20 protein-coding genes are annotated in these 21,767 nt (G+C 62.0%); 12 read left to right on the top strand and 8 right to left on the bottom strand.

The window, feature by feature from the left end:
• Positions 1 to 321 precede the first annotated feature (321 nt).
• The 3 genes from PRZ01_RS09600 to PRZ01_RS09590 all read left to right on the top strand — a co-directional run bounded on the left by PRZ01_RS09600 (position 322) and on the right by PRZ01_RS09590 (position 3,245).
• Entirely contained in the window at positions 322 to 1,095 is a 774-nt protein-coding gene (locus PRZ01_RS09600) for a GNAT family N-acetyltransferase (RefSeq protein WP_273596560.1), read from the top strand.
• Positions 1,096 to 1,247: 152 nt separating this feature from the next.
• On the top strand, positions 1,248 to 2,078 hold the full coding sequence (locus PRZ01_RS09595) for a DUF2726 domain-containing protein (RefSeq protein WP_273596559.1): 831 nt from the start codon (positions 1,248 to 1,250) through the stop codon (positions 2,076 to 2,078).
• Between the two features lie 78 nt (positions 2,079 to 2,156).
• Positions 2,157 to 3,245, top strand: coding sequence for a serine/threonine protein kinase (locus PRZ01_RS09590; protein ID WP_273596558.1), 1,089 nt, complete (start codon positions 2,157 to 2,159; stop codon positions 3,243 to 3,245).
• Between the two features lie 61 nt (positions 3,246 to 3,306).
• On the opposite strand, the gene htpG is transcribed toward PRZ01_RS09590, so the two are convergent.
• The 5 genes from htpG to rsmI all read right to left on the bottom strand — a co-directional run bounded on the left by htpG (position 3,307) and on the right by rsmI (position 9,516).
• The gene (htpG, locus tag PRZ01_RS09585; RefSeq protein ID WP_273596557.1) at positions 3,307 to 5,187 is read right to left on the bottom strand and encodes a molecular chaperone HtpG; all 1,881 of its coding nucleotides are present in this window, start codon (positions 5,185 to 5,187) and stop codon (positions 3,307 to 3,309) included.
• A 137-nt stretch (positions 5,188 to 5,324) separates the two neighbouring features.
• A complete protein-coding gene (locus tag PRZ01_RS09580; protein ID WP_273596556.1) occupies positions 5,325 to 5,636 on the bottom strand; it encodes a hypothetical protein in 312 nt (103 codons plus the stop codon).
• Between the two features lie 78 nt (positions 5,637 to 5,714).
• A complete protein-coding gene (locus PRZ01_RS09575) occupies positions 5,715 to 6,839 on the bottom strand; it encodes a 3-deoxy-7-phosphoheptulonate synthase (RefSeq protein WP_273596555.1) in 1,125 nt (374 codons plus the stop codon).
• 230 nt (positions 6,840 to 7,069) lie between these two features.
• Complete coding sequence (tldD, locus tag PRZ01_RS09570; protein ID WP_273596554.1) at positions 7,070 to 8,533, bottom strand: metalloprotease TldD; 1,464 nt, start codon at positions 8,531 to 8,533, stop codon at positions 7,070 to 7,072.
• Positions 8,534 to 8,607: 74 nt separating this feature from the next.
• Complete coding sequence (rsmI, locus tag PRZ01_RS09565) at positions 8,608 to 9,516, bottom strand: 16S rRNA (cytidine(1402)-2'-O)-methyltransferase (protein WP_273596651.1); 909 nt, start codon at positions 9,514 to 9,516, stop codon at positions 8,608 to 8,610.
• Between the two features lie 19 nt (positions 9,517 to 9,535).
• On the opposite strand from rsmI, the gene PRZ01_RS09560 reads away from it, so the two are divergent.
• The 3 genes from PRZ01_RS09560 (at position 9,536) to PRZ01_RS09550 (ending at position 11,334) form a co-directional block, all read left to right on the top strand.
• Positions 9,536 to 9,934, top strand: coding sequence for a YraN family protein (locus PRZ01_RS09560; RefSeq protein WP_273596553.1), 399 nt, complete (start codon positions 9,536 to 9,538; stop codon positions 9,932 to 9,934).
• Between the two features lie 79 nt (positions 9,935 to 10,013).
• On the top strand, positions 10,014 to 10,586 hold the full coding sequence (locus tag PRZ01_RS09555) for an SIS domain-containing protein (RefSeq protein WP_273596552.1): 573 nt from the start codon (positions 10,014 to 10,016) through the stop codon (positions 10,584 to 10,586).
• Between the two features lie 82 nt (positions 10,587 to 10,668).
• Positions 10,669 to 11,334 (top strand): BON domain-containing protein, encoded by a 666-nt coding sequence (locus PRZ01_RS09550; RefSeq protein WP_273596650.1) that lies wholly within the window; start codon positions 10,669 to 10,671, stop codon positions 11,332 to 11,334.
• Between the two features lie 80 nt (positions 11,335 to 11,414).
• On the opposite strand, the gene PRZ01_RS09545 is transcribed toward PRZ01_RS09550, so the two are convergent.
• The 3 genes from PRZ01_RS09545 to PRZ01_RS09535 form a co-directional block, all read right to left on the bottom strand.
• Entirely contained in the window at positions 11,415 to 12,314 is a 900-nt protein-coding gene (locus tag PRZ01_RS09545) for an NAD(P)-dependent oxidoreductase (RefSeq protein WP_273596551.1), read from the bottom strand.
• An 11-nt stretch (positions 12,315 to 12,325) separates the two neighbouring features.
• Positions 12,326 to 13,462 (bottom strand): PilT/PilU family type 4a pilus ATPase, encoded by a 1,137-nt coding sequence (locus PRZ01_RS09540; RefSeq protein ID WP_273596550.1) that lies wholly within the window; start codon positions 13,460 to 13,462, stop codon positions 12,326 to 12,328.
• Between the two features lie 106 nt (positions 13,463 to 13,568).
• Positions 13,569 to 14,612 carry a type IV pilus twitching motility protein PilT gene (locus PRZ01_RS09535; RefSeq protein ID WP_273596549.1) on the bottom strand — a complete coding sequence of 348 codons (1,044 nt, stop codon included), beginning with the start codon at positions 14,610 to 14,612 and terminating at the stop codon, positions 13,569 to 13,571.
• Between the two features lie 37 nt (positions 14,613 to 14,649).
• Here PRZ01_RS09535 and PRZ01_RS09530 point away from each other — a divergent pair, with 37 nt between their 5' ends.
• The 6 genes from PRZ01_RS09530 to PRZ01_RS09505 all read left to right on the top strand — a co-directional run bounded on the left by PRZ01_RS09530 (position 14,650) and on the right by PRZ01_RS09505 (position 21,539).
• Positions 14,650 to 15,360 (top strand): YggS family pyridoxal phosphate-dependent enzyme, encoded by a 711-nt coding sequence (locus PRZ01_RS09530; protein ID WP_273596548.1) that lies wholly within the window; start codon positions 14,650 to 14,652, stop codon positions 15,358 to 15,360.
• Entirely contained in the window at positions 15,357 to 16,091 is a 735-nt protein-coding gene (locus PRZ01_RS09525; protein ID WP_273596547.1) for a c-type cytochrome, read from the top strand. The genes PRZ01_RS09530 and PRZ01_RS09525 overlap by 4 nt, the downstream gene beginning before the upstream one ends.
• The gene (locus PRZ01_RS09520) at positions 16,088 to 17,410 is read left to right on the top strand and encodes a cytochrome c (protein WP_273596546.1); all 1,323 of its coding nucleotides are present in this window, start codon (positions 16,088 to 16,090) and stop codon (positions 17,408 to 17,410) included. The genes PRZ01_RS09525 and PRZ01_RS09520 overlap by 4 nt, the downstream gene beginning before the upstream one ends.
• A gap of 350 nt (positions 17,411 to 17,760) precedes the next feature.
• Positions 17,761 to 19,320, top strand: a complete 1,560-nt coding sequence (locus PRZ01_RS09515; protein ID WP_273596545.1) for a methyl-accepting chemotaxis protein — start codon at positions 17,761 to 17,763, stop codon at positions 19,318 to 19,320.
• Positions 19,321 to 19,413: 93 nt separating this feature from the next.
• Positions 19,414 to 19,770 carry an energy transducer TonB gene (locus PRZ01_RS09510; RefSeq protein ID WP_273596544.1) on the top strand — a complete coding sequence of 119 codons (357 nt, stop codon included), beginning with the start codon at positions 19,414 to 19,416 and terminating at the stop codon, positions 19,768 to 19,770.
• 203 nt (positions 19,771 to 19,973) lie between these two features.
• Entirely contained in the window at positions 19,974 to 21,539 is a 1,566-nt protein-coding gene (locus PRZ01_RS09505) for an oleate hydratase (RefSeq protein ID WP_273596543.1), read from the top strand.
• The last annotated feature ends 228 nt before the right edge of the window (positions 21,540 to 21,767 follow it).

Raw genomic sequence — 21,767 nt, 5'->3', positions numbered from 1 at the left:
GTTTCTTTCGAATGTTCGCCCCACTCATTCAAGAATGAGGCCAACGTCGGATGGTTGATTCAGATCTTTGGTACTTCTGTTTGGTGCTGCTTATTGAAAGTAATCGGCCCGCCAGGTTCACTGAACCCTACAAACTTTGACCACTCACGCAACCTCTCACACGAAGCGCAAAGACTCTTCCCCCGCAACCAAGATCGAGGAAAGCCTGCTAGTCTAGCAAACATTCGAGAACTTTGCCAGCTTTATTGTTTTCTAGCGCTGCGCATGCGCAGCCATCTGCAGGTAGTATCAGGGTTACTACCAGACCCGCCCGGTCTCACCATGAACGCCATGCCACAAGCCCCCAAAGAAGACGGACCCGCAGCCAACCCGCAAGCCGCCCATCAGCACGCTGATAAGGCGGCGGCAGACGCCGCCTCGTCCAGTTGGTTGCCCACGGCTGCCCTGCAGCGCCTGTCGTCGTGGGTGCCGATCCGTTCACTGGCGCGCCGCCACCGGCACCGCATCGCCCAGCACCTGCTGCAGCTGGAAGAGCGCGACCGCTATCTGCGCTTTGGCTACCCGGCGTCTGACGAACAGATCAGCCGCTACGCCATGTCGCTGGACTTTGAGCGCGATGAAGTGCTGGGCATCTTCAATCGGCGGCTGGAACTGGTGTCCATGGCGCACCTCGCCTACGCACCCACACCGCAGCGCGCTGGTCAGCCAGCCATGGCGGAATTTGGCGTGTCAGTATCCAAACACGTGCGCGGCCGCGGTTTTGGTGCCCGTTTGTTTGAGCGCGCCGCCTTGCATGCCAGAAACCGCGGCATCGACACCCTGTTCATTCACGCCTTGAGCGAAAACGGGGCCATGCTGAAAATTGCCCGCAACGCAGGCGCCTTGGTCGAGCGCGATGGCTCAGAGTCGGAGGCCTGGTTGCGACTGCCCCCCGACACGGTATCCTCCCACGTGGGCGAAGCGATCGAGCGGCACATGGCCGAGTTGGACTTCCAGCTCAAACGCCACGTCCATGTTTTCGGGGAAATTCTCGAGGGGGTGGCCGAAGTGAAATCCAAGCTGGAGGGCAGCAGCGGCAAGGCCGCCAAGCTCTGAGTCGTCGCTCTACCTCTTCCGCCCGCCCCTTGAATTAGGGGGGTACCCCCATTGCCCCTAAGGTAATTTTCATCGAATTCCGCTACATTCGCCGCTGAAGTTGGTACCCAAACCGAGGGTACGCCATAACAAAAGACGGGCCGCCGAGGGAAATGCAAACCACCCAATTGTGGATAACAGCCTTAGCCGTTGGCTTTGCCGTGGCGGCGTCGGGCTTGTTTTGGGCCTTTCGAAGGCCCACAGCGAGTAGCAAACCCCTTCCGCGTGAATGGGCACTAACCGCTCGCCCCGTCTTCAGCAGCGATGAGCGGCGCGTCTATCGCCTGCTCAAGGAGGCGCTGCCGCATCACGTGATCCTCGCCAAATTGCCGCTGGTGCGTTTCTGCCAACCGACCGAGGCGCAAGAGGTGCGCTATTGGTTCGAACTCTTGGGCGCGATTCACGTGACCTTCGCAATCTGCAGCCCCAATGGCCGTGTGCTGGCCGCCGTGGACCTGGACAGTGAGCGTGGTATTTCGGGCCGTACCCTGCAAATCAAACAATCGGTGCTGGGCGCCTGCCGTGTTCGCTATTTGCGCTGCCCCATCGACAACCTGCCCACCGCCGCGGAGTTGCAATTGCTGGTGCCCTACAGCAACAGCCAATCCCGAGGCCCGCAAGCGGCGCCGGCCCCCAGCGCCATGGCCGCTAACCGCCCCAATTTGAACAAAGGGGCCCTGCCGCGCCGTGGGCGAACCCAAGATCTGTGGCAAGACTCGTCCATGTTCAACGACTCCTTTTTCGCCCCAGACAGCCGTTTTGACCCGCCAAGCGGCCTGGAGTCGAGCCGCCTGGGTCGTAGCGCCGCAACCGGCGTACCTAAATCCCCGTCCTTTGCAGAGCCCTTGGGCGCCGAGTCTCAATATCCCGACGAAGCCCCCAACGACATCGTCGGGATGGTGGTGGACTCCCCCCGCTATGGCACAGGCCGCCCCCATCGCTAAAACCGACTCGGCCCCCTACACGTCATCGCCTGCGATACTGGCAACGGCGCCTGCCCTGATGGCTGGCGCCGTTTTTCATTGAACACTCAAAAACCTGATCCCGCTCACGACCCGGCCTTTGGCACGCTGACGCCAGAATTCATGCTTGACGCCTTGGATGCCGCCGGGCTTTACGGCGACGGGCGCATGCTGCAACTGAACTCATACGAAAACCGGGTGCTGCAGGTGCATTTGGAGGACGGGCGCATCGCCGTGGCCAAGTTCTACCGACCGCGGCGCTGGAGCGATGCGCAGATTCTTGAAGAACACGCCTTCGCTGCTGAATTGGCCCAAGCCGAGGTGCCAGTCGCGGCCCCCTGGACCTTGAATGACCACAAAGGCCTGCTCAGCCTGGCTGGTGAACCCACCACATTGGCACATTTCGGCCCCCAGCGCTTTGCCGTCACGCCGCGCCAAGGCGGCCGCTCGCCCGAGTTGGAAGACCCTGAAGTGCTGCGCTGGATCGGCCGCCTGCTGGCGCGCCTGCACGACGTCGGCCGGCAGCGACCATTCCTGCACCGCCAGCACTGGGACAGCGCCGAGCCAGGGCGGATCGCGCGCGACGGACTGCTGGCGGACGACTGCATCCCGATTGAGGTCTTGCCCGACTGGACCGCGGTGGTGAACCACTGCCTGACGGCGATTCAAGCCGCCTTCGACAGCGTGCCTGGACTGGAGATCTTGCGCCTGCACGGCGATTGCCATCCCGGCAATATTCTCTGGACCCCGGACCACGGTCCACATTTTGTGGACCTGGACGACGCCGTCATGGGCCCCGCCATTCAGGACTTGTGGATGCTGCTGTCCGGCGACGAGGTGGCCGCACGCCAGCAACTAGCGTGGGTGCTGGAAGGCTACGAAACCGTCGCCCCCTTCGACCGCCGCGAGTTGCGCCTGATCGAGGCGCTGCGCACCCTGCGCATGATTCACCACAGTGCCTGGCTGGCCAAGCGCTGGGGCGATCCGGCCTTTCCACTCGCCTTCCCTTGGTTTGGAAGCGCTAACTACTGGCATGACCAAGTCGCCAAATTGAACGAACAGTTGGCCTTGATGAACCCCAAGCCGGACGATCTCGAAGTCGGCCGCCCGGATGATGCCTACGAAATCGACGACTCGGCGTTCAAATAACTGACAACTGAAATGAAATCGGGCCCAAGCGGGCCCGATTTCATCCTGCAGCCCGAGAGGCTCAGGCCAACAACATCGCGTTGACGCGTTTCACGTAGGCGGCAGGGTCTTCCAGATGGCCGCCTTCAGCCAGCACCGCCTGATCAAAGATGACGTGGGCCAGATCATCAAACTGAGCCGAGGCGTCCAGCTTTTTCACCAGTGCATGCTCGGCATTAATTTCCAGCGTCGGCAACGACGCAGGCGCCGCTTGGCCGGCCTGCTTCAGCAAGCGGGCCAGGTGGCCACTCATATCGCCCTCTTCCACCACGATGCAGGCAGGTGAGTCAACCAGACGGGTGCTCACGCGCACGTCCTTGGCGCGGTCCTTGAGGGCGGCCTTCAAGCGATCCAGCAGGGGCTTAAAGGTTTCAGCGGCTTCTTCTGCCTTCTTCTTCTCATCTTCGTCCTGCAGCTTGCCCAGGTCCATGGCACCCTTGGCGACGGACTGCAGCGGCTTGCCCTCGAACTCATACAGGTGCGAGAGCATCCATTCATCGACCCGGTCCGTCAGCAGCAGCACCTCAATGCCCTTCTTGCGGAAGATCTCCAGCTGCGGGCTGTTCTTGGCGGCCGCCAGAGAGTCGGCGGTGATGTAGTAGATCGCTTCTTGGTCGTCCTTGGCGCGCTTCAGGTAGTCGGCCAAAGAGACGCCCTCGTCCGCTTGCGTAGAAGCAAAACGCAGCAGCTTGGCCAGTCGCTCCTGGTTGGCGTGGTCTTCACCAACGCCTTCTTTCAGCACCGAACCGAAGTCTTTCCAGAACTCCGCGTACTTGGCGCGCTCGGCAGCATCCTCACTGTCCGCCAGCGATTCCAGCATGGACAGCACGCGCTTGGTCGACCCTTCGCGGATCGCCTTCACGTCGCGGCTTTCCTGCAGCAACTCGCGGCTGACGTTCAAAGGCAGATCAGCGGAATCGATCACCCCCTTCACGAAGCGCAGATACACCGGCATCAGGGCCTCCGCGTCGTCCATGATGAAGACGCGCTTCACGTACAGCTTCACGCCGCCGCGCTTGTCCCGGTTCCACAAATCAAAGGGCGCCTTCTTGGGGATGTAGAGCAGCTGCGTGTACTCGCTGCGACCCTCCACCCGGTTGTGGGTGTAGCTCAACGGCGCCTCAGTGTCGTAGCTGATCTGCTTGTAAAACTCTTCATACTGCTCAGGCGTCACCTCGCTCTTGCTGCGCGACCACAGGGCGGAGGCCTTGTTCACCGGCTCCCACTCGTCCTTGAGCACTTGCTTGGCGGCGTCAGCATCCCACTCTTCCTTCTTCATCAGAATGGGCAGCGAGATGTGGTCGGAGTACTTGCTGATGACCGACTTCAGGCGCCAAGTCTTGAGAAACTCCTCTTCGCCGTCGCGCAGATGCAAGACCACGTCGGTGCCGCGCCCGGGCTTGCTGATCGTTTCGACCTCGTAGTCGCCGGTGCCTTCCGAGCTCCAGCGCACGCCTTGATCGGCGGCCACGCCAGCGCGGCGGGTTTCAACCGTGATGCGGTCGGCCACGATGAAGCCGGAATAAAAGCCCACGCCGAACTGGCCGATCAGGTTGGCATCCTTCTTCTGGTCACCTTCAAGCTTGGCCATGAACTCGCGGGTGCCGCTCTTGGCAATGGTGCCAAGGTGGGCAATCGCCTCTTCCTCGCTCATGCCGATGCCGTTGTCGCTGATCGTCACCGTGCGGGCAGCTTCGTCAAAACTGACCCGAACTTCGAGGTTCGGCGCATCTTCAAACAAGGCCGCATTGTCCAAAGCTTCAAAGCGGAGTTTGTCGCAAGCGTCAGACGCGTTGGACACCAACTCGCGGAGAAAAATCTCCTTGTTGGAGTAAAGCGAATGGGTGACCAGATGCAGGACCTGCTTGACTTCGGCCTGGAAGGAATGGGTTTGCTTTGCCATGGCGTGTAGAGAGGAGTTCAAACAACAAAAAAAGGGATACCGCGCCCACCGTTCAGGCAAAGCGCGGCCAAGGCCTCTGACATGGAGGCATTGTTCAGGATTTCAAGAGCCGCAGCGGGGACGCGGTGCGCACAATCTCAATACGAGATCGCGTGCTTGGCCACATCCACCCGCAGCAAAGCCTTGCTCAGGGCGCCGCTAGCGGCGCGCGCATAGTCCAGCGCAAACGCGGGGTCGGCAAAAGCCGCCGGCCCAACCGCAGCAGCGACAGAAACGATCTTGTCGGCGATCAACACCTTGCCGGAGCCCCGCATCGGCTCGCACTCGTGCTTGACGAACTGCTCGTCCAGCCAGCGCCGGGCCGCCTCGAAAGACAGCACCTCGCTGGCATCCACGTGCAGGTCAAACTCCTGCGCCGGGCTGAACACGACTTTCACACTGCTGTGCATGCGGGTCTCCTATTGTTGGGGCAGATAGCGAGTCGATTTTGGCGCAAAAATCAAGCCCAACGTGTGCATGTTGCCGCTTCAGCCTCGCGTGGCCTTGACGGCCTCGCTCAGCACATCCAGCACCGCCAGCGAGTCGTCCCAGCCCAAACAAGCGTCGGTGATGCTCTTGCCATATTCCAGCTTGGCCGGATCGTCCTTACCGGGGCTGAATTTCTGAGCGCCGTCGTGCAAATGACTTTCCACCATAACGCCAAAAATGCTCTGACCGCCCGCTTTCATCTGCGCCGCGATATCACGCGCCACATCCAGCTGACGCTGGTGCTGCTTGGAACTGTTGGCGTGTGAGCAGTCGATCATCAAGCTCGGCGCCAGCTTGGCTGACACCAAATCCTTGCAGGCCGCCGCAACGCTTTCGGCGTCATAGTTGGGCGCCTTGCCGCCCCGCAGGATGACGTGACAATCCTTGTTGCCCTTGGTCTCCACGATGGCGACTTGGCCATTTTTGTGAACCGACAAAAAGTGGTGAGGGCGGGCAGCCGCCTGAATCGCATCAGTCGCAATCTTGATATTGCCGTCAGTGCCGTTCTTGAAACCAATCGGGGCGGACAACCCCGAGGCCAGTTCGCGGTGCACCTGGCTCTCGGTCGTGCGGGCGCCAATGGCCCCCCAGCTGATCAAGTCACCGATGTACTGGGGTGAGATGACATCCAAGAATTCCGAGCCGGCCGGCACGCCCATGCGGTTGATTTCCAGCAGCAGCTGCCGCGCCATGCGCAGCCCCTCGTCGATGCGGTAGCTCTCGTCGAGGTAGGGGTCGTTGATCAACCCCTTCCAGCCCACGGTGGTGCGTGGCTTTTCGAAATACACACGCATGACGATTTCCAGCGTGTCGGCGTATTTCTCGCGCTGCACCTGCAGGCGGCGGGCGTACTCCACCGCAGCCGCCGGGTCGTGGATCGAGCACGGGCCGATCACCACGAGCAAACGGTCGTCCTTGCGCTCCATGATGTGGCGGATGCGGCTGCGGGTGTCGCTGATCAGCTTCTCCATCGGCGTGCCGCTGATAGGGAAAAACCGGATCAGATGCTCAGGCGGTGGCAGGGGCGTAACGTCGCGGATGCGCTGATCATCGGTCTGGCTGGTCTTGTCCTGCGGCGAGTACCAACGTTCAGGTTCCACGGACTTTGCGTTCTTGGCATTCATGCTGTCACTCTCAGGGAAAGAAAAGAAATGAAGGACGAAAAAAAACCGCCTGGGGCTGGTGCCCGGCGGTTTGCTGAGATTCGCTGCGTTACTTGTGGGTCACGCTGTTGCCTCTCCAGCCGCCGGTGCGGTGCGAGAACCAAAAGCTAAAAAAGGCAAAGCGCGAATTCATGGAATCAAATGTAGCACGTGAAGTGGCGTAGTCGGAGCGTGAGAACGGCAAGCCGCCGTCAAGCCGTGCCGCCGACCGTCAAACCGTCAATGCGCAAGGTAGGCTGGCCCACGCCCACCGGCACGCTCTGGCCCTCTTTGCCGCAGACGCCCACGCCGGTGTCCAGTTGCATGTCGTTGCCGATCATGGTGACGCGGGTCAGCGCCTCGGGACCGCTGCCAATGATGGTGGCGCCCTTGACGGGGTACTGAATCTGGCCGTTCTCGACCCAGAAGGCCTCGCTGGCGGAGAAGACGAATTTGCCGCTGGTGATGTCCACCTGGCCGCCGCCGAAGTTGCTGGCGTAAATGCCCTTCTTGATGCTGGCGATGATTTCCTGGGGATCCTTGTCGCCGCCCAACATGTAGGTGTTGGTCATGCGGGGCATGGGCACGTGGGCATAACTCTCACGTCGACCGTTGCCGGTGGGCGCCACCTTCATCAGGCGTGCATTCATCGCGTCCTGGATATAGCCCTTCAAAATGCCGTCTTCGATCAACACATTGCGTTGCGAGGCGCACCCTTCATCGTCCACATTCATGGAGCCGCGGCGGTCGGGCAAGGTGCCGTCATCCAAAACAGTCACGCCCTTGGCGGCCACGCGTTGGCCGATGCGACCGGCAAAGGCGCTGGAACCCTTGCGGTTGAAGTCGCCCTCCAGGCCATGGCCGATGGCCTCATGCAGCAAGACGCCGGGCCAGCCTGGGCCCAACACCACAGTCATCTCGCCGGCCGGAGCCGGGCGCGATTCCAGATTGGTCAGAGCCGCCGTGACGGCCTGCTCCACGTAGCTGGCAATCATCTCGTCGGTGAAATAGGCCAGGCCAAAGCGCCCGCCACCGCCGCCCGACCCCACCTCGCGGCGGCCATTGCTCTCGGCAATCACCGTCACCGAGAGTCGCACCAAGGGCCGCACATCGGCCGCTAACGTCCCGTCTGCACGGGCCACCAAGATCACCTCATGCTCCGCTGCCAAGCCTGCCATCACCTGGGCCACGCGCGGGTCTTTGGCGCGCGCCATGCGCTCGGTGCGCTCCAGCAGGGCCACTTTCTCGGCACTGTCCAGGCTCGCGATGGGGTCAGTCATGCCGTAGAGATCGCGGCTGCCTGCCACGGTGTGAGCCGAGGGCACCTTGACACGCCGGCTCTGGCCCGCGGCGGCAATGCTGCGCACCGTCAACGCGGCGTCCAGAATCGCAGCTTCTGAAATGTCGTCGGAATACGCGAACGCGGTTTTTTCCCCCGCCACCGCCCGCACGCCCACGCCTTGGTCGATGCTGAAAGAGCCGCTCTTGACAATGCCCTCCTCCAGGCTCCAACCCTCGGAACGGGTGGTCTGGAAGTAGAGGTCGGCGTCATCAACGCGGTGCTCGGTGATCAATCGCAAGGCCTTGCTCAACACCGCATCGCCGAGGCCGTAGGGCTCCAGCAATTGGCTACGGGCAGTCTGCAAGCGGGCTAGTGTGGGTTCGCGGGAAATCATGGGGACATTGTAGGAGGGCCGCCATCACCCTGCTGAGGGGCCGCCATCAAGGTCGCAACAACGGCGCGAACCGCTCATTCTGCAAGGCCTTGTTCCCGCGCCTTTTTCTCAGCCAGCGCGAGCTCATACAACTTGTTGCGCGGGGCCCCGCTCAATTCAGCGGCCAAGCTCACGGCCTGCTTCAAAGGCAGTTCTGCGGCCAGCACGGTCAAGGCCCGCAGCGCTTGCGCGGGCAATTCAGTATCGCTGGCCTGCTCAGCTTTCACGGCATGCAAGACAAGCACAAACTCGCCCCGCTCGCGCAGGGGGTCCGCCGCCATCCAGGCAGGCAGCTCGACAGCCTGGGCGGTGTAAACGGTTTCGAATTGCTTGGTCAACTCGCGGCAGACCGTCACATGCTGTGTCGGGCACAGTTCGGCAAGCACATCGACCAAGGCTTTGATACGGTGCGGTGCCTCAAACAAGACCTGGCTGCAGGGGCTGCCGCAAAGGCGCTGCAAGGCCGTGCGGCGCTCTGCGGTCTTGGTGGGCAAAAAACCGGCAAAGGCGAAGCCCTGCGCCTGCGTGTCGCCCGCCACGCTCAGGGCCGTCACAGTGCTGCTAACGCCCGGCACCGGAAACACCCGCAAACCCGCACGGGCCACGGCCGCCACCAAAACCGCGCCGGGGTCGGAGATGGCCGGCGTGCCCGCGTCGCTGATATAGGCGACGCGCTCGCCCTGCTGCAGGCGTGTAATCAGCGTGGCGCTGCCCTCATGCTCGTTGTGCTGGTGCAGGGCAATGAGCGGCTTGTGCAGGCCCAGGTGGCGCAACAGGCCCGCGCTGACCCGAGTGTCTTCACACGCCACCGCATCAACCAGTCCCAGCACATGGGCGGCACGAAAGGTCAGATCGGCCAGATTGCCAATCGGCGTGGCCACCACATAAAGCGTGGCCGGCGGATACTGCTGGGCACCTGCAGCGGCTGCTGCGGCCTGGGTCATCAAGGAGGCGTTGCCGACGATGTTGTTCAAGTGGAGAGCTTCCAAAAATGCGGCGCCATCCAAGACGCGAGGGGAGCAGGCGGAGGACCGTGCGCTGCACTATCTGCAGCAACGCGGCCTGAACCTGTTGGAGCGCAATTATCGGGTTGCAGCGGGCCCACATGCGCGCGCCGGCGAGGTGGACTTGATCATGCGCGATTCAGACGGCACCACCGTCTTCGTTGAAGTCAGGGCGCGGGCCGATGCTTCGCATGGCGGCGCGGCAGCCAGTGTCAGCGCCACCAAGCAGCGGCGGCTGGTCTATGCCGCCCGGCACTACTTATTGCGCCTGGCCACGCCACCCCCCTGCCGCTTCGACGTGGTGGCCATTGAGGGTGAGGCGATCGAGTGGCTGCAAGCCGCCTTCGATGCGCCCTGAGTCAATCGCCAACACCTTCTTACAGCCCCGCAGCCGTCGCTCGCCAAGGGTTTGCCTGCAAGCCTTATGATCCCGCCCCATGCTAGAGCAACGCATCCAACAACAATTCTTTGAAAGCGCCGACCTGCTGTACCAAGCGGCCGAGAACCTGTCGCGCCCCTTGTCCAACGCGGCGCAAATGCTGAATGAAGGCATCACCGGCGGCGGACGGGTGCTGTGCTGCGGCCTGGGCCTGAGCGCCCTGGACGCCCAGTACATGGCTGCCCTGCTGGTCGGGCGCTTTGAGCAAGACCGCCCCGGCTTGGCGGCGCTCGCCCTGAGCGCGCAAGCGCATGGCAGCACACCCGAGGCTGCACTGGCCCGCCAGGTGCAGAGTCTGGGGCATCCGGGCGATTTGCTGCTGATCTTCGAATCACTCCCTGCCCAACTTGGCCATTGGGCCGCCGTGCTGGAGGCCGCCCATGCCCAAGACATGAGCGTCATTGCCATCACCGGCAGCACCACGGACGAGCTGCGTGGGTTGCTCCAGGACACCGACATCCAAATTCGTGTCCCCCATTCGCGCTATTCACGCGTGACTGAAGCACATCGCCTGCTGGCGCATTGCCTTTGCGATGCCGTCGACCTGCAACTGCTCGGCACCGGTGAATGATGTCCACATTGACGCCCGCACCGACCTGACCACCCGCTTGCTCAAGCCCGAGCCATCCCCCTCAATGACCATGCCCACGCCCATGCCCACCTCTGACCGCACGTCTCGCCTGTCGCAACTGCCCCGCCATGCCCTGTTGATCGCGGCCCTCGCGGCTGCGGTTGTCAGCTCAGCCTGCGCCCCCTTGGTGATCGGCGGTGCAATGGTGGGTGGCGCCCTGGTGGCCACCGACCGGCGCACCTCGGGCACGCAGGTGGAAGACGAAGGCATCGAGTACAAGGCCGCAGCCCGCATCCGGGACAACTTTGGCGGCAACACCCATGTCTCCGTCAACAGCTACAACCGACTGCTGCTGCTCACCGGTGAAGTGGCCTCGGAAGCCGACCGCGTCAAGCTTGAAAACGTGATGGCCGGCGTCGAAAACGTGCGCACCGTGCTGAACGAAACCGGCGTCATGCCGCCCAGCTCGGTCAGCACCCGCTCGAACGACCTGCTCACCGCCACCAAGGTCAAGGCGGCCCTGGTCGACGCACCCGACCTGCTGTCGAATGCCTTCTATGTGGTGGTAGAACGCGACACCGTATTCTTGATGGGCCGCGTCACCGAGCGTGAAGCCAAGCGCGCCACCGAGATCGTGCGCGGCGTCAGCAGTGTCAAGAAGGTGGTGCGCGCCTTCGAGATCATCAGCGAAGATGAACTCGCCCGCACTGTCCCCTCCCAAGCCAAGTCGCCCGCGCCGACGAAATAACGGGTCAGGCCTGCGGTGCCTGCGGTGCCTACGGTGCATCAGCGCCGCAGGCACCCGCCCCCATCCACCCAATTTGGCAGTTATTTCAACCGGGTGATCAGGCTGGAGGTGTCCCAGCGCCTGCCGCCCTGGGCCTGCACATCGGCATAGAACTGGTCCACCACCGCCGTCACCGGGAGGCGCGCGCCATTGCGGCGGGCTTCGTCCAGCACCAGGCCCAAGTCTTTGCGCATCCAATCCACAGCGAAGCCAAAGTTGAATTGCCCCTCGACCATGGTCTTGCCCCGGTTGTCCATCTGCCAGCTTTGAGCGGCGCCCTTGCCGATCACGTCCAGCACCTGCACCATGTCCAGGCCCGCTTTCTGGCCGAAGGCAATCGCCTCGGAGAGCCCCTGCACCAGGCCCGCAATGCAGATTTGATTGACCATCTTGGCCAATTGGCCGGCGCCCGAAGCGCCCACCAAGGTCACCGCCTTGGAGAAGGCCAAGGCCACCGGGCGGATGGCATCGAAGGGGGGAGCGTCACCGCCGCACATCACCGTCAGGGCGCCATTCACCGCCCCGGCCTGCCCGCCGGACACGGGCGCGTCCACAAAGTGAAAGCCCTGCGCCAAGGCTGCGGCGTGCAACTCCCGCGCCACTTCCGCGGAGGCTGTGGTGTGGTCAACAAAAATCGCGCCCGGCTTCATGCCCGTGAACGCGCCCTGCTCACCCAGCACCACGGCACGCAAATCATCGTCGTTGCCCACACAGGCAAACACAATATCGGCCCCGACAGCCGCCTGAGCGGGCGAGGCGGCCGCAGCACCGCCGTACTCGGCCACCCAGGCTTGCGCTTTGGCCGCCGTGCGGTTGTAGACCGTCACGGCGTGGCCCGCACGCGCGAGATGCCCGGCCATGGGATATCCCATCACCCCCAGACCAATGAAGGCGACCTTGCGGGCCAGCGTGGGGTCATAACTGCGGGAGGCTGTACTCATGAAAACTCGATTCAAAGAATGGTGAAATGTTCGGTGCCCGACGTCAAGTCGCCGGCGCGTGCGCGCTCGCTGTTGAGCTTGATCTGTAGCCGCAGGTCATTGACTGAATCAGCATTGCGCAGTGCATCTTCGTAGGTAACCTTGCCCGCCTCATACAGGTCAAACAAAGCCTGGTCAAAGGTCTGCATGCCTTGCTCGCGCGAGCGCTTCATGATTTCCTTCACCTCGCTCACCTCGCCCTTGAAGATCAAATCGGAGATCAAGGGCGAGTTCAACAAGATCTCCACGGCCGCCACTCGGCCCTTGCCCTCGCGCCGCGGCAGCAAACGCTGCGACACCAGAGCGCGCAGGTTCAGCGACAAGTCCATCAGCAATTGCGCACGCCGCTCTTCGGGGAAGAAGTTGATGATGCGGTCCAAAGCCTGATTGGCGCTGTTGGCATGCAGCGTGGCCATGCATAAATGGCCGGTTTCAGCAAAGGCCACCGCGTGATCCATGGTCTCGCGGTCGCGCAACTCGCCCATCAAAATCACGTCGGGTGCCTGGCGCAAAGAATTCTTCAGCGCAGAGTCCCAGTTGTCGGTATCAATCCCCACCTCGCGCTGGGTGACGATGCAGTTCTTGTGCGGATGCACAAACTCAACCGGGTCTTCAATCGTGATGATGTGGCCGAAGGTGGTCTCATTGCGCTCATCGATCATGGCCGCCAAGGTCGTGCTCTTGCCCGAACCGGTGGCCCCCACCACGATCACCAGTCCGCGCTTGAACTGCACCACCTCGCGCAACACCGGCGGCAGATCCAGAGACGAAATGCTGGGCAAGGTGGCCGGAATCGTCCGCAGCACCAAGCCAACACAACCCTGCTGCAGAAATGCGTTGACGCGGAATCGCCCAATGCCTTGCGGCGAAATCGCGAAATTGCACTCCTTCGACCGCTCAAACTCAGCGGCTTGCTTGTCGTTCATGATCGCCCGCGCCAACTGCAGCGTGTGCTGGCTGGACAAGGGCTGAGGCGACACCTTGGTGACCTTGCCGTCCACCTTGATGGCGGGCGGAAATTCAGCCGTCAGAAACAGGTCTGAGCCTTTGCGGGAAATCATCAAGCGCAACAAGTCGTTGATGAATTTGGTGGCTTGATCACGTTCCATGGTGTTTCTTCCCTCCTCAACTGCCGCGATTCGGGTCTGTCATCGACGGACTCCGCTGAATTTCGAACTTATGGCGCATGCCTGAAGCATGCCATCGATGACGAACTCAACCCGGGAAGTTGTCGGGGAATTTGGCCTTTGCGCGCGCCTCAGCCGGCGAAATCACGTTGCGCCGTACCAAATCCGTGAGGTTCTGGTCCAGGGTTTGCATGCCCTGGTTGTTGCCCGTTTGAATGGCCGAGTACATCTGCGCCACCTTGTTCTCTCGAATCAAATTGCGGATCGCCGAATTGCCCAGCATGATTTCGTGAGCAGCCACCCGCCCGCTGCCGTCTTTGAGCTTGCACAAGGTCTGAGAAATCACCGCCACCAAAGACTCCGACACCATGGCGCGCACCATTTCTTTTTCAGCTGCCGGGAACACGTCGACGATCCGGTCCACCGTCTTTGCGGCCGAGCTGGTGTGCAGAGTGCCGAACACAAGGTGGCCCGTTTCAGCGGCCGTCAGGGCCAGGCGGATCGTCTCCAGATCGCGCATTTCACCCACCAGCACCGCGTCCGGGTCTTCGCGCAGGGCCGACTTCAACGCATTGGCAAAGCTCATGGTGTGCGGCCCCACCTCGCGCTGATTGATCAGGCTCTTCTTGGACTCGTGCACAAACTCGATCGGGTCCTCGATGGTCAGGATGTGCCCGTACTCGTTTTCATTCAGGTGATTGACCATGCCCGCCAAGGTGGTCGATTTACCCGAGCCCGTGGGGCCAGTCACCAGCACCAAACCACGCGGGCGCAAGGCCAGTTCACCAAAAATCTTCGGCGCGTTCAATTGCTCCAGCGACAGGATTTTGGAAGGAATCGTGCGGAACACGGCGCCTGCGCCCCGGTTCTGGTTGAAGGCATTGACCCGGAATCGCGCCAGACCTTGAATCTCGAAAGAGAAGTCCACCTCCAGCGACTCTTCAAAAACCTTGCGCTGGCTGTCGTTCATGATGTCGTACACCATGTCGTGCACTTGGCGATGTTCCAGTGCTTCGACATTGATGCGCCGCACATCTCCGTTGACGCGAATCATCGGCGGCAAGCCGGCCGAGAGGTGCAAGTCCGAGGCTTTGTTCTTGACCGAGAATGCGAGCAGTTGGGTGATGTCCATGACAGGGCGATCCGCGAAATTTTTGGGCAGGGACATTATGGCGACGATCACAAGCAACTTACAGCAACAGCGCGCCCGCATCGCGGCCGCAACACAGGCTGCCGGGCGCCCCGTGGAAAGTGTCACGTTGCTGGTCGTGAGCAAGACCTTTCCGGCCGACGCCGTGCGCGAAGCCATTGCGGCGGGCGCCCGCCGTTTCGGCGAAAACTATGTTCAGGAGGGTCTGGAGAAAATCGCCGCGCTGGCCGACCACCGCGCTCAAATTGAGTGGCATTTGATCGGACCCCTGCAAAGTAATAAGACCCGGTTGGTGGCCGAGAATTTCGACTGGGTGCACAGCGTGGACCGGCTCAAGACCGCGCAACGCTTGTCGGAACAGCGCCCACCCGAGTTGCCGCCCTTGAACATTTGCCTGCAAGTGAACACCAGCGGCGAGGCCAGCAAAAGTGGTGTCGCGCCGGCCGACTTGCCCGCGCTGGCCGCCGCCGTGGCCCAATTGCCGCGCCTGCGCCTGCGCGGGCTCATGGGTGTGCCAGAGCCCACTGCTGACTTCGAAACTCAGCGGCACGCGCACCGCCAATTGGCCGAGTTGCAACACGCCTTGCAGCAGGCCGCGCCGGGGCCCCATCTGGCACTCGACACCTTGTCGATGGGCATGAGCGCCGACCTTGAAGCCGCCATTGCCGAAGGCGCCACGATGGTGCGCGTCGGCTCGGCCATCTTCGGCGCCCGGAGGTACGCCGCATGAGTCCGCAATCTGCGCTGGCCACGCTGTGCCTCAGCCTAGGCCTGAGCAGCGCCCCTGCGCAACCGCAACCGCAACTGCAGCCACAGCCCTCTGCAGTCGCAGTTGCGCCCTTTGAAGACACCATGGCCCAGCGGGCCCTGGCCTGTACCGCCTGCCACGGCAAAGAAGGCCGGGCCGCTGCCGACGGCTACTACCCGCGCCTGGCCGGCAAACCGCAAGGCTATCTTTACAAACAGTTGCTCAATTTTCGCGACGGCCGACGCCATTACGGCTTGATGAACGAGTTGATTGCCCCGCTGAGCGACGCCTACCTGAACGAGCTGGCCGGCTATTTCTCGCAAATCCAGCTGCCCTATCCTGCCCCTCAAACCTCCACCTTGCCCGCGCCAACACTCGCCCGGGGCCGCGACTTGGTCCTGCACGGCGACAGGCGCCGGCAATTGCCCGCCTGCGTGCAGTGCCACGGCACGCAATTGACCGGCGTTCAGCCCTTCATTCCCGGCTTGCTGGGCCTATCAAGAGACTACTTGAATGGCCAGTTAGGCGCCTGGCGCAACGGGCAACGTCAAGCGGCGACACCGGACTGCATGGCGCGCATCGCCAAGACCCTCCAGGACGAAGACATCAACGCCATCAGCCACTGGTTGGCCTCACAAGCCCTGCCCATCGGCGCCAAGCCGGCGGAAAAGCTGCCCGCCGCACTGCCGCTGGACTGTGGAGGTTTGCAATGAACCGGGCGCGCCAATGGGCGCTTGCCGGGCTGCTCCTGGCAGGCGCTTGCGTGGCGGCCCTCGTCAGGCTGAACCACCTCGATGAAACGCCGCCCACGGCAACCGCTATGGCAGCAACAACAACGACAACAACCACCGCCACCCTGGCCAAGCCGGAGCAAATCGCCCGTGGCAGCTACCTGGCCCGGGCCGGCAATTGCATGGGGTGCCACACGGCCGTGGGCGGGCGCCCCTATGCGGGCGGGCGGGCCATTGCCACGCCCTTTGGCAGTGTCTTTTCACCCAACCTGACCCCCGACATCCAGCACGGCCTGGGCGCCTGGAGCGCAGATGACTTCTGGACCGCATTGCACAACGGGCGCGGGCGCGATGGCCGGCTTCTGAACCCCGCCTTCCCCTACAGCAACTACAGCCTGGTCAGCCGGGCGGACAGCGACGCCCTGTGGGCCTATCTGCGCAGCTTGACCGCGGTGTCGCAAGCCAATCGCGCACAGGAGATGCACTTCCCCTTCGGGACTCAGCCTGCGCTGGCCGTGTGGCGGGCGCTCTACTTTCGCCCTGGGGTGTACCAGAACGACGCGCAACGCAGCGCTGAATGGAACCGCGGCGCCTACCTGGCGCAAGGCCTGGGCCATTGCAACGCCTGCCACGCCCCCCGCAACAGCCTGGGCGCAACACCGGGGCCGCAAGACTTCTCCGGCGGATTCATGCCCGAGCTGGGTTGGTACGCGCCCTCCTTGCAAGACCCCAGCGAAGCCAGCGTGCGCGACTGGCCGCAGCCCGCCCTGCGCCATTGGCTGAAAACCGGCACCGGGCCGCAGGGCAGCGCCCTGGGGCCCATGAGCGAGGTCATTCTAGGAAGCACGCAGCACCTGAGCGACGCCGATCTGGTTGCCCTGGCCACCTATCTGCAAAGCCTTCCGCAGATCAAGTCGCCCCCACCCCAAACCCCGGGACGAAGAGCGGAGCCCGCCTTGCGCTCGCTCGGCCGCCCGCTGTACGCAGAGCATTGCGCCCACTGCCATGGCGTGAACGGCGAGGGCGTACCAGGCGCATATCCGGCGCTGGCAGGCAGCCGCACGGTCACTATGGCGTCGCCCGCAAATCTGCTGCGCATCATCCAGCGCGGCGGTTTTGCGCCGGCCACGACGGGCAACCCACGCCCCTTCGGCATGCCGCCGTTTTCGGGGGTTCTGAGCGACGACCAGCAAGCAGCGCTAACAAGTTATCTGCGCAGTGCCTGGGGCAATCAGGCACAAGGCGACAGCGACGTCCGCCCTATGGACGTCCTGCAACTGAAACGCCAACAAGTGAACTGACGCGCCAGCATGCCAAATAATGAGTTACTTGATTAGTAATAAAGCCGTTGAATCTATATTCAAAATGATATACCTGAAAATCAAGGGATAACCCTTGAATTCGACGGCAACCAATTCCCGCACTCCACCGTGCTTTCCCGGGTTTTCCATGGGTTCGGGGGATTGATTGCGCATTAAGTCACATCAAGAAAAATTACTCCATACTTACACTGACAAATCGCTCAAGTCCTGAAGCCATGCTCCGAAAGAGCCTCAAGGCCCCGTACCACGAGCAGGCCGCCCCTCACTCGGGAACCACATATTCCGCCAAGAGTGACCACAAGATTGATCCTTGAGGAGTATCTCCAGTAATGAAGCTATTGACAGATTTGCGCATCAGCCAGCGCTTGGCCGTGAGTTTCGGCCTGATGATTGTGTTGATGATCGCCATCGGGAGTTATGGCGCCAACACCGCCAGCAAATTGGCCCATGACCTGGACCGCACGGCCAACTCCAGCTTGGTGAAGATTGCCGCAGCCAATGCGCTGGAAGGCAACGTCAACATCATTGCAAGAGCTTCACGCGATTTGCTGCTCCTCGATGAAGCCCGGCAGATCAAGAAGCAAAAAGCTGCCATTGAAGCGGCTGGCCAAGACAGCGAGAAACAGTTGACCAGCCTCGAGGCTAGCCTGGACCAGGACAAGGAAAAAGAACTTGTCGCCAAGGTACGCGAAAGCCAGACCCAGTTCATAGCCTCCGTCGCGAAATTCGAGAAAGTACAACAAGACGGCAGCCCGGACGAAGCCCGTGAAAGTCTGATCACCGACGTCCGCCCCGTTCAGCAGGCGTATCAGGCCAGCCTCAAGGCGCTGGTGGACTTGCAGTTCGACAGCGCGCGGGATCTGGCCGTGTCAGGCGGCGAAACCGCTCGTACCTCCGTGCTGCTGACCGTAGCCATCGTTTTGGTGGCGGCCTTGCTCGGTATCGGTGGCGGCTTTGTCATCGCCCGCTCTATCGTCGAGCCGGCGCGTCGTGCACAGGCTGCGGCTGAAGCCATCAGCGCGGGTGATCTGACCCTGGACATTCAGTCCAATGGCACTTGCGAGCTCAATCAAATGCTGCACGCCATGAAAGAGATGCAAATGGCACTCTCCGGTGTGGTCAGCAGCGTGAGCAATGCGGCCGGTGAGGTGGCGCAAAACTCCACGGACATCGCTCAAAGCAATGTCGACTTGTCAGACCGCACCGCGCGCTCGGCAGCCAGTTTGCAGAACACCGCCGCTTCGGTGGAGGAAATTGCAGCCAACCTGAACGGCGCCAGCGACCTGACGCGCCGCGCTGCCGGCATTGCCACCAAGGCGCGCCAATCCGCTTCTGCAGGGGGCGCCGTGGTGGCCAAGGTCGTGGACACAATGGAAGAGATCAGCGCCAGCTCACGCAAGATCGGCGACATCATCGGCGTGATCGACGGCATCGCCTTCCAGACCAATATCCTGGCCCTGAATGCTGCGGTGGAAGCCGCCCGCGCCGGTGAGCACGGCCGTGGCTTTGCCGTGGTGGCCTCTGAAGTGCGTGCGCTGGCGTCTCGCTCCGCCGCTGCGGCCAAGGAGATCAAGGTCTTGATCCAGGAATCTTCAGTCAAAGTCGAAAACGGTACCGCCTTGGTCAACAACGCTGGCGTGACCATCCGCAGCGTGGTCGACGAAGTCAACAATATGGGCCAACTGATTGAAGAAATCTCCCACTCGGCGCAAGAACAGGCGGCCGGCGTGGGCGTGGTCAACAACGCCATGAACGAGCTCGACCGCACCACTCAGCAAAACACCACGCTGGTGGACGATCTGGGGCGTTCGACCGAATCCTTGAAAAACAGTTCGGCCCGTCTCCTGGATGCCGTCGGGTTCTTCCGTTCGGCCAAGTCAGCCTACTGATACCAACCGGGCACCGCATGTTGGGCTATTCGCCCTGGACGGTGCCGCACCCCTAACTTGCGATTTCCTCACTCCCCAAGAGGCCTTCTTTTTATGACCACCCTGCCCTCCCCCCGCCCCTTGCTCCGCAACGCCATGCGCACCACCAGCTTGTTCTGCAGCGCGCTGGCCCTGGCCTTCAGCGTCCATGCAGCCGCACCCAAGGTGATCAAGAAGGTGCCGCCGGAATTTCCACGCGAAGCCGCCCAGCAGTCCATCTCCAGCGGGGTGGTGAAAGCCAAACTGTCCATCGACGCTGACGGCAAAGTCAGCGCGGTTGAAATTATTGAAGCCGAGCCTCGCCGCGTGTTCGACAAAGCCGTCTCACGTGCACTGATGGAATGGCGTTTCGAGCCCTCGGGTGAAAAGCAGACACACGAAGTGAAACTGGTGTTCAAGAACGAAGACTGAACTCGGCCCTCGGGCCTGCCCCCTTCGGCCTCCCCGCTAACCCGCCGCTTGCTCGCATCGGCGGGTTTTTTCATGGTGGCGCGGGGCTGCGATTGAATTTCCGTCAACCTTGCTCAAAGTCAATGCTGGCGATTGACTGAAGTTTGCAGGCCGTCGAGCATGGCTTATTGCAACTTCACTCGCGCGATTTCAGCGACTTCATCATGACTCAAGCCTATTTGATCGGGGGCGGCATCGGCTCGCTCGCCAGCGCCGCACACCTGATCCGCGACGGCGGATTCAAGGGCAGCGAGATCCATATTCTGGAAGCGGCCGGTATCAATGGCGGCAGCATGGACGGCAGCGGCTCGCCGGCGCAAGACTACGTCATTCGCGGCGGGCGCATGTTCAACTTCTCTTACCTCTGCACCTACGAGTTGCTGGGTTTCATCCCGTCCCTGACGGACCCAAGCAAAACCGTGCTGCAAGAGTTCGAGTCCTTCAACGCTGAAAACAAGACCCATGCCCAGGCCCGCCTAGTGCGGGGCGGCCAGATCGTGGCGAACACCGACCGCATGGGCTTCGACGCCCACGACCGCCTGGACATGGCGCAGATCGTGGGGAGCAGCGAAGTCGCGCTGGGCCGCAAACGCATCGACGAATGCTTTCAACCCCACTTTTTCGAGACCAACTTCTGGTTGATGTGGTGCACGATGTTCGCCTTTCAGCCTTGGCATAGCGCCGTGGAGTTCAAGCGTTATCTGCATCGCTTCATGCATGAGTTTCCGCGCATCAACACATTGGCCGGCGTGGACCGATCGCCCTACAACCAATACGACTCGGTGATTCTGCCGATCGAAACTTGGCTGCGTGCGCAAGGCGTGAACTTTCGCCAAGCCTGCGTGGTGGAAGACATTCAATTCAAACCCACGCCCGGAGAAGTGACGGCTGAACGGCTGCTGCTGCGCGAGCAAGGCCAGGCCAAGGCCCTGGCGGTCAACCCTGGAGATTTGGTGTTCATGACCAATGGGTCGATGACCGCGGCCGCCAGCATCGGCAGCCACGAGCAGGCACCGCCGCTGAACACCGAAAAAACACCCGAATGGGCGCTGTGGGAAAAAATCGCCCGCAACCGCCGCGACTTCGGCACGCCAGGCACCTTCTGCGACCATGTGGACGAGTCGTTTTGGGAGTCCTTCACCGTCACCTGCCGCGACCCGCTGTTCCTGCAATTGATCGAGGATTTCAGCGGCAACTCCGCCGGCACCGGCGCCTTGGTCACCTTGGCGGACTCGAACTGGCTGATGAGCTTCGTGATCGCCAAGCAACCCCACTTCATCAACCAACCGGCGGACATCCAGGTATTCTGGGGCTATGGCCTGTTCCCGAACCGGCCGGGCAACTTCGTCGCCAAACCCATGGGTGAATGCTCGGGCGCCGAGATTCTCCAAGAATTGCTGGGGCACCTGCGGCTGCGCGAGCACGAGGACAAAGTGCTGAAAACCTGCCGCTGCGTCCCCGTGAAGCTGCCCTACATCACCGCCGAATTCCTGCTGCGCGAAGCGCATGACCGCCCAGCCGTGGTGCCGGCGGGCTCCACCAACTTTGCCTTCGTGAGCCAGTTCTGCGAGCAGCCCAAAGACGTGGTCTTCACGGTGGAGTACTCGGTTCGGGCGGCCCAGGCAGCGGTTTACACGCTGCTGCGCCTGAACAAGAAATCACCCGAGGTCTACAACGCCACCACCGACCCCAGCGTGATGTTGGACGCCTTGAAGACCTTCATGCGCTAAGAGCGCACTGGCAAACCCGAGGGGACAAGGGCTGAGCGTCCTGGCCCCTCAAATCACCACAGCGCCGACCAACGCCATCAACACCAGCAAAGCCAACATCAGCTTGTGGCGAAAACGGAGTTGCGACAGTGATGGCATACAAAACTCCAGCAAGGGCACGTGGGTCGGCACGTATCTGAAAACACGGCGCATGCGATCCTGAGTTCAACCGAGCCCGGCCACAAGAGG

The organism is Roseateles koreensis (genome assembly GCF_028595305.1).
In the GTDB taxonomy this organism is placed as follows: Bacteria; Pseudomonadota; Gammaproteobacteria; order Burkholderiales; family Burkholderiaceae_C; genus Paucibacter_A; species Paucibacter_A koreensis.
This window is presented reverse-complemented; position numbering and strand designations above follow the sequence as displayed.